At 68.9% G+C, this 13,902-nt stretch carries 11 protein-coding genes; 6 read left to right on the top strand and 5 right to left on the bottom strand.

The features are described 5' to 3' along the window. Positions 1-744: 744 nt before the first annotated feature. The 4 genes from ACZ6RC_RS31800 to ACZ6RC_RS31815 all read left to right on the top strand — a co-directional run bounded on the left by ACZ6RC_RS31800 (position 745) and on the right by ACZ6RC_RS31815 (position 6,680). On the top strand, positions 745-3,270 hold the full coding sequence (locus ACZ6RC_RS31800) for a helicase associated domain-containing protein (RefSeq protein ID WP_469589809.1): 2,526 nt from the start codon (positions 745-747) through the stop codon (positions 3,268-3,270). A gap of 569 nt (positions 3,271-3,839) precedes the next feature. Then, positions 3,840-5,036, top strand: coding sequence for a nucleoid-associated protein (locus ACZ6RC_RS31805; RefSeq protein WP_469589812.1), 1,197 nt, complete (start codon positions 3,840-3,842; stop codon positions 5,034-5,036). A gap of 34 nt (positions 5,037-5,070) precedes the next feature. Continuing rightward, positions 5,071-6,054 carry a hypothetical protein gene (locus ACZ6RC_RS31810; protein ID WP_469589814.1) on the top strand — a complete coding sequence of 328 codons (984 nt, stop codon included), beginning with the start codon at positions 5,071-5,073 and terminating at the stop codon, positions 6,052-6,054. Continuing rightward, positions 6,051-6,680: a hypothetical protein gene (locus ACZ6RC_RS31815; RefSeq protein WP_469589817.1), complete on the top strand. Its 630-nt coding sequence runs from the start codon at positions 6,051-6,053 to the stop codon at positions 6,678-6,680. Before ACZ6RC_RS31810 ends, ACZ6RC_RS31815 begins: the two co-directional genes overlap by 4 nt. Positions 6,681-6,769: 89 nt before the next feature. Here ACZ6RC_RS31815 and ACZ6RC_RS31820 read toward each other — a convergent pair whose 3' ends face one another. The 3 genes from ACZ6RC_RS31820 to mobF all read right to left on the bottom strand — a co-directional run bounded on the left by ACZ6RC_RS31820 (position 6,770) and on the right by mobF (position 10,167). After that, positions 6,770-7,279, bottom strand: coding sequence for a hypothetical protein (locus ACZ6RC_RS31820; RefSeq protein ID WP_469589819.1), 510 nt, complete (start codon positions 7,277-7,279; stop codon positions 6,770-6,772). A gap of 119 nt (positions 7,280-7,398) precedes the next feature. After that, positions 7,399-7,914 (bottom strand): hypothetical protein, encoded by a 516-nt coding sequence (locus tag ACZ6RC_RS31825; protein WP_469589822.1) that lies wholly within the window; start codon positions 7,912-7,914, stop codon positions 7,399-7,401. A gap of 273 nt (positions 7,915-8,187) precedes the next feature. Then, positions 8,188-10,167, bottom strand: a complete 1,980-nt coding sequence (mobF, locus tag ACZ6RC_RS31830) for a MobF family relaxase (RefSeq protein ID WP_469589825.1) — start codon at positions 10,165-10,167, stop codon at positions 8,188-8,190. A gap of 296 nt (positions 10,168-10,463) precedes the next feature. Here mobF and ACZ6RC_RS31835 point away from each other — a divergent pair, with 296 nt between their 5' ends. Next, entirely contained in the window at positions 10,464-10,769 is a 306-nt protein-coding gene (locus ACZ6RC_RS31835; RefSeq protein ID WP_469589828.1) for a hypothetical protein, read from the top strand. Positions 10,770-10,797: 28 nt separating this feature from the next. On the opposite strand, the gene ACZ6RC_RS31840 is transcribed toward ACZ6RC_RS31835, so the two are convergent. Continuing rightward, positions 10,798-11,814: an ATP-dependent DNA ligase gene (locus tag ACZ6RC_RS31840; protein ID WP_469589830.1), complete on the bottom strand. Its 1,017-nt coding sequence runs from the start codon at positions 11,812-11,814 to the stop codon at positions 10,798-10,800. Positions 11,815-12,068: 254 nt separating this feature from the next. Between ACZ6RC_RS31840 and ACZ6RC_RS31845 the strand changes: the two genes are divergently transcribed. After that, positions 12,069-12,398, top strand: coding sequence for a hypothetical protein (locus tag ACZ6RC_RS31845; RefSeq protein ID WP_469589834.1), 330 nt, complete (start codon positions 12,069-12,071; stop codon positions 12,396-12,398). A 250-nt stretch (positions 12,399-12,648) separates the two neighbouring features. Here the strand turns inward: ACZ6RC_RS31845 and ACZ6RC_RS31850 are convergent, their stop codons facing one another. Beyond that, positions 12,649-13,674: a hypothetical protein gene (locus tag ACZ6RC_RS31850; RefSeq protein ID WP_469589836.1), complete on the bottom strand. Its 1,026-nt coding sequence runs from the start codon at positions 13,672-13,674 to the stop codon at positions 12,649-12,651. Between the last annotated feature and the right edge of the window lie 228 nt (positions 13,675-13,902).

The following is a 13,902-nucleotide window of genomic DNA, read 5'->3' on the forward strand; positions in this document are numbered from 1 at the left end:
CGCTCCCGCTCCGCGTGAGCGGATGCGGCTCGCTCCGCTCACCGCCAGGCGGCACGCGCTCCGCGGGCACCGCCAAGGGCAGGGCAGCCGGGCCGCGTTGCGGCCCGGGGCCGGCCTCCGGCCGACCGGTGGCCTCCGCTGCGCTCCAGCCACCCGCCACCCCACCGCCTGACCCCACGTCACCCGCCGTACCACGGGGCGCGCCACGCTCCGCGCGGCCCACCCACGGGCCTGCGGCCCGAGTAGCAGCAAGAGGAAGGGGTGACAGGTGGTCGAGGGCGTCAACGCCTCTTTCGGTACAGCCCCCAGGAAAACATGCCCACCAGAACCGCAAGCAGTATCACCGCGAGTACCTTTCCTGTCGGCCCGTCAGGCCATGTCGTCCCGGCCAGCTCCACACCGCATCACCCCTTATCCGGTAGCCCGAACATTCATTGGGTGTCGCCTACCCTCGATCCGTTGGCTAACCGCTTCATAGCATCCAGTTACATGGGGGAATCTCGACATCGCGCGTGCTTCATTTTTCCTATCAGATAGACTCTGGACTCAAAGCATGCCACCTCGTAATGTCCTGGGACTCCTCTAGATCCATCACGCAGTCTTTCCGGGGTTCCATCGAGGAGGAGTGGGGGCACCCAGCCGGACCACTCCAACCGTAGCTCTTCACAGCCCCATCTACGTACAGGTTTCCCGTTTCCCGCCGCTCGAATCGACCGGACGGCATCCCAGGAGAAGGCAGGCGATATGTCGAGCACAGACCGCGTTGACCAGCGCGAGGCAGCCCAGCGAGAAGCCATTGACGCGGTCGTGCGTGCCCTCGAATTGCCTGCAAGATCACTTGTGCCCGAACGGGGGCTTCGAACGCAGGTGATCATGGCGACCGGGTCCGGGAAAACCCGGGTGGCGGTCCGCAGCGCGGAGGAGCTCCACGCGGGCCGTGTGTTGGTGCTCGTGCCCTCGTTGGACCTGCTCGCCCAAACCGAGGCCGCGTGGCGCGAGGGGGGCCGCCGGGGGCCGATGATCGGGGTGTCCTCGCTCCGGGGTGAGGAGGTGTCCTTCCCCAACACCACGGACGTGCACGAGCTGGTGGAGTGGACGCGGGGCCTGGACAAGGTGACCGTGTACGCCACGTACGCCAGCCTCGGTCTGGGCACGCTGGAGCGTGCGCACGCCGGGGGCCTCGCGGCCTGGGACCTGATCGTGGTGGACGAAGCCCACCGCGTTTCGGGCCGGATCGGGAAGCCGTGGGCGGTCGTCCACGACAACCAGAAGATCCCGTCCCTGCGCCGTCTGTACATGACGGCCACGCCCCGGCTGTGGCAGCTCGGGGACGAGGACGAGGCCGGCGCACCCGGTGAGCTGGTCGCGAGCATGGAAGACGACCCCAACGGGCCGTTCGGCAGCCGGGCGTTCACTTTGACGCTCTCGGAGGCCATCGACAGGGGCATTTGTGCCCCCTACCAGGTCGTATGCGTGGACGTCACCGACACCGCGCTCCAGGCCGCGCAGCTCCTGGGCGCCGAAAGCCGCTCGGCAGAGGTCCGCGGGGCCCGGCTCGCTGCCCTGCAGACCGCCCTGGTGAAGGCGTCGGCCGAAGAGGGCTTCCGCAGGACGCTGGTCTTCCACCACCAGGTCCGCGAGGCCGAAGCGTTCGCGGCCGGCCTTCCCGACGTCGCCGCGCAGCTGCACGCATCCGACCCCGAGCTGTACCCGAAGACGATCTGGGCGGACTGGCTGTGCGGTGACCACAAGCCGCTCCACCGGCGCCGCCTGCTGGGCGAGTTCGCGGCCGGGATCGCTACGGACGGCACGGTCGTGGAGAAGTGCTTCTTGTGCTCGGTGAAGGTCTTGGGTGAGGGGGTCGACACCAAAAAATGTGACTCCGTGTACTGGGCGGATGTGCGCGGCTCTATGCCGGACCTGGTCCAGGCGGTGGGCCGGGCGCTGCGGATGCAGCCCGGCGAGGGCAAGGTGGCCTCGCTCGTGGTCCCGGTGCTGCTCGGGCCGGGCGAGACAGCGGACAACATGCTCACGAGCCGGGCGTTCGGCGGGCTGGCGAAGCTCTTGGAGGCGCTGCGGGCGCACGACGCGCGGATCGTGGAGAGCCTCGCGGAGCAGCAGGCCCCGAGCCGCTACAAGCCCGTCAGCAAGGCCGACAGCGGAAAGAGCACGGGCGGGAGCGGCGAGGGCTCCGGAGGCGTGAGCGCCCCCGCCAAGGCCCTGCTGAAGTTCTCCACGCCCCGCGACCCGGCCGCCCTGGCCGCGTTCATCAACCTGCGGGTCCTCAACCCTGAGCACGAGCACTGGCGGCGCGGCGTGGAGGCCGCCGTCATCTACGCCCGCGAGCACGGCGACCTGAAGGTGCCCTTCACGTTCCGGGTGCCCGCCGCCGATGACCAGGAGGCGGAAGGCGCGGTGTGGCCGGCCTCGCTCGCCGGGTTCCCGCTCGGGCAGTGGACCGCCGACGCCCGCCGGTTCTACGCCCGCAGCGACATGGACGAGGACCGCATCGCGCAACTGGAGAAGCTCGGCATGATCTGGAGCCACTTCGACGTCGCGTGGGAGGAGGGCCTGTCCGCCGCCCGCGGGTGGGCCGCCGAACACGGCCACCTCCTGGCCCCGCTCGACGCCACCTACCAGGGGTACCGGGTGGGCATCTTCCTGAAGAACGCGCGGGCCGCCGCCCGCAAGGCGCAGGAGAACGAGCAGCGGCGTGCCGAGGGGCTGCCGGTTCAGTCGTCGGCCGGGGCGCTGTCGGAGATGCGGCGCGAGCAGCTGGAGGAGATCGACGCGTCCTGGTGCCCGAGCTGGCCGGTCACCTGGCAGCGCTGCTTCCACCTGGTGAGGATGCACCTGGACGCCGGTGAGGCGCTGCCCACCGAGACGGGCGACGTCGTACGCCAGGGCGAGGATCTCGGACGGTGGGTGCAGTCGGTGCGGCTCGGCTGGGACCAGCTCACGACCGTGCAGCAGTGGATGTGCGAGCAGGTTCTCGGAGTCCAGCCCGCGGCCGAGGACGAGAAGCCGCCGCCGCGCCGTACGCAGGCCGACAAATGGGCGATGAACTACGAGGCCGCCAAGCAGTTCTACGAGCGCGAGGGGCACCTCCAGGTCCCCAGGAAGTGGGTTGAGCGGGTCGTCGGCGGCGAGGGCCAGGAGGAGCGGGAGCACAAGCTGGGTGCCTGGATCGGGAATCAGCGGAGCAGGGCGTCGACGCTGACGCCGGAGCGGATGGAGCTGCTGTCCGCGATCAGCATGCGGTGGTCCTGATGGTGAGCGTCCTCGTCACCGCGGTCGTCACGCTCGCCACCGGCTACCTGCTCGGGCGGCTTCGCCCATGGCAACGGCTGAGCGACTGGGCGGCCGATCAGGTCCGCTTCACCGAACCGTGGGGGCCCGGCCGGCCAGGGACGCCAGGGCGCCGTAATCCTGGCGCATGTCCCTTTGCGTAGCACACCGGTAAGCGTCTCATGTACGTGGTGGCTCCCTAGGCCAGAGTTTTACCGAGCGCAGGAACCAAGATCGTTTCTTCAGGTGGCACGTTGGAAGACGTACGCGCACAGGCCTCAGGAGCTGTGGTCTCAGTCGAGCTTCCGCGGTTGGACATGACGTATATGCGGGTGGTCGGTCAACGAGGCACTGCTTCGCAGCTGTTCAGCTTGCTCTCGACATTGGGTCTACATCTGTTGCACCCCCCGTTACGATGAGCGCTACGGTTTGTGCGCGCGGCGTGGAGGGGGCGGCTGAATCGCTTGCGGGTCCCCTCTGCTGCTGTACGTGCGGTTCGACCAGCAAGCGTCCGGCCTTCGCGGCGCGGGCGGGGATGCAAGAGGTGAAGAGTGCGGACCGACTTTGGTGATCTTGTGGTCGAGCAGGCCATCGTCCACGTAGTGCCCAAGCGCATCCGCGGAACGGAACTTGCCCCACTTGAGCTCAGCCAAGCAGTCTGCCGGCTCGACGACACTGTGCGGACGGCGTTGCAGGCGAGGCTCCGCGATGTACTCGCCCGCCTGGGTCGCGAGGTTGTAGAAGACCCCGACATCAAGGCAGGCCTTCCTGATGCGGTGCGCGCCTTCCTGAGTGGCGACCAGGATCTGGTCAGCGTCTCGGGCGAGATCGCCCATCTGCTGCGTGACAACCAGACCGGCTCCAACCCGGCGGGCCTGCTTCTTGTCGCCACTACCCGTCTAAACGACAGGCGAGCGTTGCTCATGGTCAAACTTGAGCAGGAAACCGGCATGCAGGCCAAAGGGATCACCGCTGATGGCCTGCGGACCTTTGACGTGCAGTTTTTTGCCGACTTGTTGTTCACCGAGAGGTCTAAGGTCTACAAGGTGGCTCTCTTCTCTGAAGAGGGAGCCACTGAGGAGAGGCTGGAAGGGTGGGCCGCGGACGCGCAGTTGTCGGGCAAGGCTGTAGCCAGGTTCTTCTTGGAAAGGTTCTTGGGCTGCCGGCATAAGGACGACCCGCGAGAGGTGACCCGGCGCTTCCATGACACGGCCATGGAGTGGGTGAATACCCGTTTCACGGATCCCGAGGTTCGCATGGACTACGTCATGGCAGTCATGGTTGAGCTGCAGAGCTCTGCAGCTGCGCTGGACCCCGTTGCGTTCATCCAGAAGCATGTGCGTGCGCCGCATCGTGATGATTTTGCCGAGTTCCTCCGGGAGAACGACGTCCCGGTCCGTGTCTTCGACAAGGACACCGAGCTCGTCGGCAACCGGCTGCAGAAGATGAGGGTGGAGCTGTCCAGCGGCGTCTTCCTGGTGACGCCGGTGGAAGCTGTACAGGAAAGCGCCGTCAAGGTCGAGGACCTGGGAGACGGGCGGACCGTTGTCACGATTCCCGGCGTGGTCACCAAGACCAGCAGCTTCGCTGGAGCGGGACGCCGCCCTCAGTCCAAGGAAGAGCCGGAGGCATCCCAGGAGGCTGCCTCTTCGGATCTCCACGCAGAAGACACTCTGAGTGTCTCTGTAGCGATGCCGCTGGCCGAACAGCAGCCTGTCGCCGACAGCATGCCATCGGTACAGGCATGATGCCCTGCCCCCACCCTCTCCTCGGTACATCACGATGACGTTGACCGCTGACGAGGCGTTCCAGCGCTATCGGGATGAGAGAGAGCGTATCGAGAAGGCGGTCAAGGAGACCGCAGATCACCTGGCGCGCAGTACCGCCCGGAAGGGGCTTACCTGCGAGGTGGACTCGCGCGCCAAAGAGGTCAGCAGCTTCAAGACCAAGATCGAGCGCAAGGGCTACACCGACCCCTGGAAACAGATCACTGACAAGGCCGGCATCCGCGTCATCGTGCCGCATTCCGGCCTGCTAGACCCCGTTCTGGAAGTGATCACCAACTGTCTCGACATCATCGAGGTCCAGGACCACCGCACGCTCACTGACGACAAGTACCGCCTGCAGTACCCCCGTCTGCACGTTCAGGCGGTCATGGTCGGTCGGCAGAACGATCCGGACGGCATCCCCTACGAGTGCGAGATCCAGCTGCGGACAGAGGCCGTCGACCTGTGGGCACGGATGTCCCACAAGCTTCTCTACAAGCCTGGTGTCGTTCCTCCTCCCGATGTCAGTCGCTCGCTGTACCGTCTGATTGCTCTGGTTGAGCTCTACGACCTCGAAGTCGAACGGGGGGCACAGACCATGTCGAACCACCCCGAACTTATCCGTAGCGCCCAGCTTCTTGACGTTACGGAGCAGGTCTACCGGACCTTCACCGATCACCCTTACAGCCGAGACCTCTCACATGAAGTCCTTGATGTCCTCTCGCAGGCCATCGAAGACGAACCGGCCTACGGCGAGAAGCTCACTGCCTTCGCCGAGCGCTTCCGTGAGCGGCTCGAGCGTGCCTACACCGACTACGGCCCCAACAGTGCCCACTTCCTGGAACATGGCCGTTACCTCTTGGCCAGCCAGCCGGAAAGTTTGATCATTTTCGAACGGCTGACCACCGCTCCCTTCCTCCTCCAAGAGACCTGGGAGGAGGGCGAGCTGCCTGAAAGTATGCTCACCGATATGGCAAGTGCCTGGGGGACCCCACTATGACCAGCTCGACGCAACCCGAGCCTCCCGCCCTGGCCGCAGCCACCGCGATGTTCGTCGAGGTTCTTGTTGTCGGCATAGGCACCCTGGCCGCAGGCACCTCGCTCCTCATCGCCCTCATCGGCCCTGCCACGACGGCCAAGATCGCCCCAGCCACAGATTCCACACTGATTGCAGGAGCAGGCCTCGCAGCCGCCTATGCGCTAGGCATCCTCACCGACCGGGCGGCAGATGCGGCTCTCTCGCCTGTCCGCCGCCGACTGAGGGCCACGTTCTTCCCTGCAGACGGCTCGTACGCTCAGGCACGACTTCGCCTTGCAGCAATCCCCGCCCTGGCCGCCCAAGCCGACTACGCACGCTCCCGCATGCGTATTTGCCGCGGATGGATCATCAACACTGCGGCACTGACCATCGCATCGGACCTGACCCTTCTGCGCTACTCCTTCGAGAACCGGCAGCTCGTCATCTGTGCTATCAGCGCCGCTGGCCTGCTCATCACCTTCGGCTTCTACCGAGCCTGGCACGCTCTCACAGCCACCAGTTACCGCAAACTTGCCGAGCAGACCACCCCTGCGGCCTCCGGTACCTCGGTACCCAGCCAGCCTCAGCCTCGAGCAGCACGTCCTTGAAAGCCTGCCTGCCTTAGCTGATGAGCAACTAGCGAGCGGCCGCCATGGCGGGGTGAAGGGTTGTTCCGGCACAGGTTTCTCGTACGGCGCTACTGAGGAGGGCGCAGGCGGGCGTGGAGGGTCTGCCGGGAGATGGCGGTCATCCGGGCGAGGGCGGCGATGTTCACTTCTGCGCCGGTAGCCTCGATCTGCCTGACCATCCGGACGATCATCTCGATGACCGCGCCGCGCATCATGTTGTGGTGTGCCCAGGAGCACGCGAGGCTCTGGATGGTCTTGAGGCTGGCTTCTGCCGTTGCGTTGCCCTGCCCTCGTGGCGCCACCTCCGCGAGCGTGTTGCTGTCGAAGCGGTCGAGGAGACCGAGTCCGATGTCGGGGCCGAGACTGAGAATCTCGTCGTACCTTCCGGGGCCGTGCCAGCGGCCGATGAGGCGTTCGTGCAACTCCGCTGTGCGAGTGTCATATACCGCGCGCTCACGTTCAGATGCAGCTCCCTCGGTGTCGCCGCGCCTGTCTGCCTCGACCGCCTTGCGATAGTGCTCGCCGGCACTGATACGCAGGCTCTCCGCCCTCTTCTGAAGAAGATCGTCATCCGTCATAGGTACATGTAAAGGCCTTGACGTTTCACCCGTCAAGGCCTTTACGATTTTTCGAGCAGGGGGCTGCCGTTATACCTGGACGGACAGCCCGCTCTACACGGGTGCCGCCTCACCCTGGCTCATTCCTGGGTGCGTTCGTAGACGGCGCGCTGCGCATCGGTCTTGACGATGAAGCCATCCGCGCAGAGGTCTCGAAGGATCTGGCGGACGCGCTTCTCGGCGGCCTGTCGGTCTTCCCAGGTGTGCCCGTGGTCTGCGAGGGCCTGGATCGAGCGCTGGGCGTCCCAGGCTCCGCCGAGGGAACGGATCGCCTGGGCGAGGACGTGCCGTTCGGGGTGATCCTTCTTGCGGTGGTTGGCGATGCTGGCGGGCGCGCCGCTGTAGTTGCAGTCGGAGCACTTCTCCCAGGAGCAGTCCGGGTCGGTGACGGCGGCGTGACGGACGGAGTGATGCGAGCCGTACCCGTGTGCATGGAGGAGTTGAGCCACGGACCCGTCGTATTTGAGGGCCATGAGGGCGGCTTCAGCGATCTTGTCGTGGCCGGCGGCGAAGAACTTGCCGAGGCCGACATCCTTCCCGCAGCCGCACCAGCACTTACCGGTCGGGATGAGGCGAGGCTTCTCATTGCTTGGCATGCACCCAAGGTACCAATCCTTGGATATCAATCAAGGGTTCAATCCAAGGATTCTTTGAAGTCGCTACCGCTGCAGGACATTTCGCTGGGGTCGGGCGCAGTGGCTGTTGATCACCAACTGTGACGGCCGGCCGGGGGGGGGTGCCTTCCCGTCCTCGCTCACCGGAACGAGTGGCGATGGCGTCCACTTCCACCCGGTGGACTCCACTCGGTGGAGTGGATGGGGGCGTCGTCGGTGCGCACCGCCGCACCGGGTGCGCGCCATCGGGTCCACTCAGTGGCCGGCCTCCCGGCCGCGGTGCGGTCCGGGCTGCTGTGGGCGGTGCGCCTGCTGGTCGTCCGGGCGCACCGGGCGCACCGCGTCGGCGTCGGCGTCGGCGTCGGCTTGTGCGGTGTGGCGGTGCGCGCGGGCGCGGGAGTCGTTGACCATCTTGGTGCCCGCCTCCCGGATGCGGCGCAGCCGGTCGGCGGTGAGATCGAGGGCTTCCACGTCCGTGCGGGACTTCCGCAGGGCCCGCAGCGCCGTCATATCGATCGCGTCCCCGCGACCGGCCTCCGGCTCCTGGTCGTCGTGCTCGGGGTCGGCCGGGTCGGGCGCGAGCAGCTGCTCGGGCATCGCCGCCTGCTGGTGGGCGACGACGTCGTACGCCCGGCCCCGCACGGCGGTCGCGGTGGTGCGCAGCTTCTCCCGCACCACGGCACCGGCGAGGACGGCCCGGTCGTACTGGAGCGGGATGCGGGGGATCTCCCACTCCCCCGCGTCCTGTCCCGGGGGCCGGCGCGCGGCCGGCGCGCCGGGATCGGCTGGGGGTCGCCGGTCCGGGTCGGGCGCGGGAGTGGGTGGGCGGCGTCGGGCGGGGAGGTCGGCCAGGTTCCACCGGGCGGTGTAGAGGCGATAGCCGGCCTCCAGGCCGCGGATCGTCTTCGGCTCGCTGATGTCCAGGCAGTGGGTGGAGATGGCGGCGGCCACGACCTGGTCGTCCAGGCCGGGGTCGCGGCGGCGGCCGCGCAGGACGAGGGCGAGGTGGCGTCGGGCTTCGGCGAGCAGATGTCGGCGGTGGAAGCGGCCGCCCTCGTTCATCACGAACACCGTCGCGGTGACGTCGACGGCCGCCAGGGCGACGTCGACCACGCCGGTGACCCGGGCCCGGATCGCCGCAGCCGCGGCGCGGGCGTACTCGAGGAGGGAGGTGATGACGTCGGCAGCGACACCGGAGGTGAGGATCGCGCTCACCTTCCACCACGCGCGCAGCTGCGCGAGCGGCCGGGTCTTCCGCTTGGGCGGGCGGGTCTTGCGGGCAGCGATCTGGTTCAGTCTGGCGCGGGCCCGCTCGGAGACCACGGGCAGGAACCGCGGCTCGCCGTCGTCGTCGATGGCGGTGACGTACTCGTGCTCCAGCTCAGCCAGGCAGGCGGCAATCTGGTCGCTGCGCCGGGCGGTCCAGCGGATCAACTCGTGGGGCACCCCGGCAATCTCCATCACCGGCCGGCGCTCCGGGGTGACGGTGCGCGGCTCGGTCGCCAGCCCCAGCGCCTCGCAGACCTCGGAGGCGACCAGCTCGTTGTAGAGCGCGGAGGCGGCCACGGTGTTCTCGTGCAGGGCCGTGGTGTGGATCGATCCCCACTTCCCGTCCAGGCGCTGCCCCTTCACCGACAGCAGCAAGTGGTCATGCAGCAACGGCCGACCTGAGCGCGCTTCGTAGTGGCGGAAGCGGGCGGCGACCAGGCCGCCGGGCGGCCGGACCCGGTAGATGCCGTCCTTGCCGGACCGGATCACCGCGACCTCGTCCTCAATCCACTCCAGCACCCGCTCGATCGCCCGCTCGTGCGCGGCCTCGATCGCCCGCCGGGTCTCCTCGTCCCCGAACGCCCACAGGAGGTAGATCGTCGGCTGCGGCCGGAACACGAAGTCGACGCCGGTCACCGTCACCTGGCGTCCGAGGGCGCCGGCCATGAACGCCTTCTTCGGGGAGTCGCCCTGGGCGAGCCGGTCGGCCTCGATCCGGTCCGCGTACGGGTGGCGACCGCGCTCGCCGAACAGGTTCCGCAGCTGCGCCTCGGTGACCTCCTCACCCGGCGCGAGTCCGAGCACGGCCAGGCCGCGGCCCATCCATCGCCCGACCGGGACACCGGCCTGCTCCTGGGCGGCGCGCAGCGGCGTGCGCGCCGGGCGGCGGCCGTCGCCGACAACGGTCTCGCGCAGGTAGTAGCGGTACATCTGACCGGCCCGGATCACCCTGATGTCGACTGTCATGCAGACCACGCCACACGGCTCTGACCTGCAAGAAAAGTCCGATCAGCAGCACGTCCCGCCAGGCGGGAGCAGCGGCCGAACTTTCTTCTCAGGTGCCCGCCGGGCGGGAAGCGGCGCCGGGCCGGACGCGAATGTCATCGCTCTCCGGCAGCACGCACACCCCGACCCGAACGACACCAACCAGCACCACTGAGCATCACCACGCGCCAAGAGACGAGCACCGCCAAGGAAGCACCGCCTACAGCAGCCCCTGGCATCCGTCGGGGGCTTCGTCGTGCTGCCCGGAGGAACCCACCGTGCCGACCTTCGAGACCCTCCCCCGCTTCACCGCCGACCTCCAGCGCCTCACCCCCGCCCAGCGCCGGCGCTTCCGCCGCGCCGTGGCGGCCTTCGTCGAGGACCTGCGCACCGGAAGGCACTTCCGCGCCGGCCTCCGTGTCAAGCGCGTCCAGCGCGCATCCGGCATTTACGAACTGACCTGGTCCATGGGCGCTGGCCCCGCAGGACGCGCCACCTGGCAATACGGGCCTGCGCTCCGCCCAGGCGTTCAGCACGTCATCTGGCGCCGCATCGGCGGACACGACATCCTCACCGGCCCCTGACGGCATCGGGGGCGGTGGGCCCGGCCGGTCACCCGCTGGCGGGCTCGGCGCCCGCGCCGAAGGGCGGGATGTCCGCGACGGCGACGTCCAGCCGGAGCCGGGCGAAGCGCACCGGGTGCCGCCACGCCCCGCACTCCAGCGCCGTGTCCACCATGATCTCGGCGACCAGCTCCGGTTCGACCAGCACGACGTCGAGCGGCGTCCGCGACCCCCAGGAGGTCGTGAACCGCACGCCTTCCCATGGGTGCCGGGGCCCGGCTGGTGTCAGCCGGTCGGCCAGTTCACGCGCGACGTCCGGCCGCAGCGGCGTACTGCGGCCGACCGGCCGGAGCGCCCCGGCCACGTCGAGGCGGCCCAGCACGAGCGTCTGCGGCCGGCGCACGGTCCCGGTGATGGCGCCGACCACCGCCTCGGTGGAGTCCCGGCGGCGCACCTTGTAGAGCGCACGGGCTCCCGGCAGATACCGCTGGCCGCTCCCCCGGATCACCAGTCCTTCGACGCCGGGCACCTGCGTCCAGGACGTCAGCCACTCCTGCGCCGTCGCCAGGTCAGTCGTCTCCGGGCAGAGCGTCCACGGGGCACTCAGCCCGTGGTCGGCGAACAGCCGCTCCAGCCGCGCGCGCCGCTCGCCGTACGGGACGTGCAGCAGCTCCTGGCCGTCGATCTGGAGGACGTCGAAGGCGATGAAGTGCGCGGGTGCCTCTGCGGCGAGGCGGGCGGCGGTGCGGCCGCCGGAGACCGCGCGCCGCTGGAGCGCCTCGAACGACATCTTCTCCTCGGCCCACACGATCAGCTCGCCGTCGAGGACCAGGCCGTCGGGCAGGGGCGCGGCAGCGGCCACGAGGTCCGGGAAGCGGCTCTGCAGGAGGCTCCCGCGGCGGGACTGCACCAGCAGCGGGCCGGGAGCCGGCCACGGGGTGTAGACGATCGCCCGGTAGCCGTCGAACTTGGGCTGGAACCGCAGCTCACCGGGCAGCGCGCCCGGCGCGGGCACCGTGTCGCGGGCCTGCGCCAGCATCGGTTCCACCGGCGGCCGAAGCGCCATACGTCCGGTCTACGGGCTGCCCGGTGCCCCCGCGACCCGGCACGGCCAGCGGTGTTGCGGGCGTCATCATGTGATCAGCGCGCACGACCTTGCGCGGTCACATCTCGTTGGGCAGGACATGAAGCTGACCACCGAGCCAGGCAGGGTGGACGCGCTGGCGGAGGAGGCCGTCGTCGCGGCGTGCACGCTGGCCGACGCCGCCGATCCGGCGCGGTGGAGCGCGGGCGCGGTGGAGCGCGGGCGCGGTGGAGGGCGTGGCCGCCGCCCTCGAGGTCCTGGCCGGTGCGCTCGCCCAGCTCGATCCGGAGTTCGCGGAGATCCTCTCCGTCGTGCCGATCGCTGCGGCCGCCGTCGTGGAGCGCGCCGGACAGCCTGGAGCCGGGGCGAGCGAGTCCGTCGACGGCAGAGCTGCGGCCGGAACGAGTGCGGCGCTGCGCCAGGCACTCGCCGCTCACGGCAGGCGCAGCCGGACGACGCCGGGTGGGGTGCCGGGCCGGCGGAGACCGCGGCCGCCGCGCTCGCCGACGCACTCCGGGCCCACGGCACGGGCTCGTACGCACGGGTCCTGGCCTCCGGGCAGGTGAGCGCCGGCCTCACCCCGCGCACCGCCCAAGAGGTGGTCGCGTCCCTCACCGCCCGGCCCGGCGCCACGCCGCGCGGCAGGCGACGCGGGCTCGGGTCCGGCTTTCAAGGGCATCCCCGCCCGGTAGCCAGCCTCACGGCCGGCCTCGCCCCAGCGTCGCCCTCGTCTGGCGCCGCGTCGAGACCCACGAGATCCTGGCCCGGCCCTGAGAGAGACACCTCCGTACGAGGCTGGAGTCTCGGCGCTGACCGCTAAGTTGCCGGGCTGCGGTGATGAGCCGGCAGGGCCTGGGCAAGCCAGTCGGACGCAGCGCCTGCTCCGACCAGCCGTCCGTACTCGCGCATGATGTCGTAGCCAACGCGGGTGGACCTGAAGTGGAGCACGATCTCGTCGCGTCGGCCTCCACCTGTGTCGAGGGTGAACCAGCAGTTTCGCTCTGCTCCCCCGTCGCAGTCGCATTCCTTGCACTCGCAGTGGTCGCGGGTGCTCTGAATCGCCAACCCATACCTCGGCTCGGTGAGGTGCTTGATGAGCCGGTCGTGGTCCACCGGGACGCCGTGTTCGTAGCGCAGCTCGAACTTCCAGCCCAGCCCGTGACGCCAGTACCTGATACAGAACGGCTTGATTACCGTGTGGAAGAGGGCGATCCGCCGGAGCAGTCCGCTGGCGATCCATGCCCTGTCGGCTTGCTCCTTCCACCAGGTGGAGTCTGCGGCGAGGTAGGTGGCTTCGAAGGGGGTCAGCGCGGGCGCGTCCCACAGAGGGACGAGGCTGTGATCACGACAGAAGGACCGGTGGCGGGCAAGGGTGGCCTGCCACCACTCGGGGGGAGGTCCGGTGAGGGTGACGCGGGCATCGGTACCGGCGAGGCCGAGGTGGAGGCCGCTGGAGTCGACCTCGAGGAGCCGGACACCGGCGACCCCTCCGGGTGTCAGCCCTTCGTCCTCGTCGGGTCCTGTGTACTGGGTGGGCAGGAGAGACTCAAGGCAGTGCTTGGGAAGCGAGTGCTCGGGACCGAGCTTGCGGTCCACCTCCACGACCAGGTGGTCCGCGCTCGGACGGACGTAGGCGATACCGGCCGGATGGGCGCAGTAGTCAATGGTGCCGCCCAGGCGCTCGAACACGGCGGCCTCCAGGCGAGCCTGGTCCCGGTTCGCGGCGGGCACCGGGGCTTGCCCGTGAGCGGTTTCGAGATGCTGGAGGCTGGCCTTGTGCCCGATGCCGGTGCAGCGGGAGTGGTAGCGGGCCCTCTGCGTGAGGGTGTCTCCGTGGCTCATCAGGGTTCCTGATCTGCGTACCGTCCGACCCCAGTGCGCACAGGCAGGTGTGAGCACGTCTTTTGGTGGGTGTGTGTCTGCCGGTCGGGGCCTGGCTCCTTCAACATCCGCCAACGCGCGGGGCGGGGTGTCTGGTCGGAGAGCGCCCTGCGGATGCCGGCCCACCGGGGAGGGCCGCCCGCGATTCTGCCGTGAAACTGCGGTGAGGGGCCAGCTCCAGACATGAGG

The organism is Streptomyces sp. NPDC048353, assembly GCF_055587165.1.

What these genes read in the sequence shown, in the direction of transcription:
- ACZ6RC_RS31800 (WP_469589809.1), top strand. Translation starts at nt 745, where the DNA reads ATGTCGAGCACAGACCGCGTTGACCAGCGCGAGGCAGCCCAGCGAGAA.
- ACZ6RC_RS31810 (WP_469589814.1), top strand. Translation starts at nt 5,071, where the DNA reads ATGACGTTGACCGCTGACGAGGCGTTCCAGCGCTATCGGGATGAGAGA.
- ACZ6RC_RS31815 (WP_469589817.1), top strand. Translation starts at nt 6,051, where the DNA reads ATGACCAGCTCGACGCAACCCGAGCCTCCCGCCCTGGCCGCAGCCACC.
- ACZ6RC_RS31820 (WP_469589819.1), bottom strand. Translation starts at nt 7,279, where the DNA reads ATGACGGATGACGATCTTCTTCAGAAGAGGGCGGAGAGCCTGCGTATC.
- ACZ6RC_RS31825 (WP_469589822.1), bottom strand. Translation starts at nt 7,914, where the DNA reads ATGCCAAGCAATGAGAAGCCTCGCCTCATCCCGACCGGTAAGTGCTGG.
- mobF (WP_469589825.1), bottom strand. Translation starts at nt 10,167, where the DNA reads ATGACAGTCGACATCAGGGTGATCCGGGCCGGTCAGATGTACCGCTAC.
- ACZ6RC_RS31840 (WP_469589830.1), bottom strand. Translation starts at nt 11,814, where the DNA reads ATGGCGCTTCGGCCGCCGGTGGAACCGATGCTGGCGCAGGCCCGCGAC.
- ACZ6RC_RS31850 (WP_469589836.1), bottom strand. Translation starts at nt 13,674, where the DNA reads ATGAGCCACGGAGACACCCTCACGCAGAGGGCCCGCTACCACTCCCGC.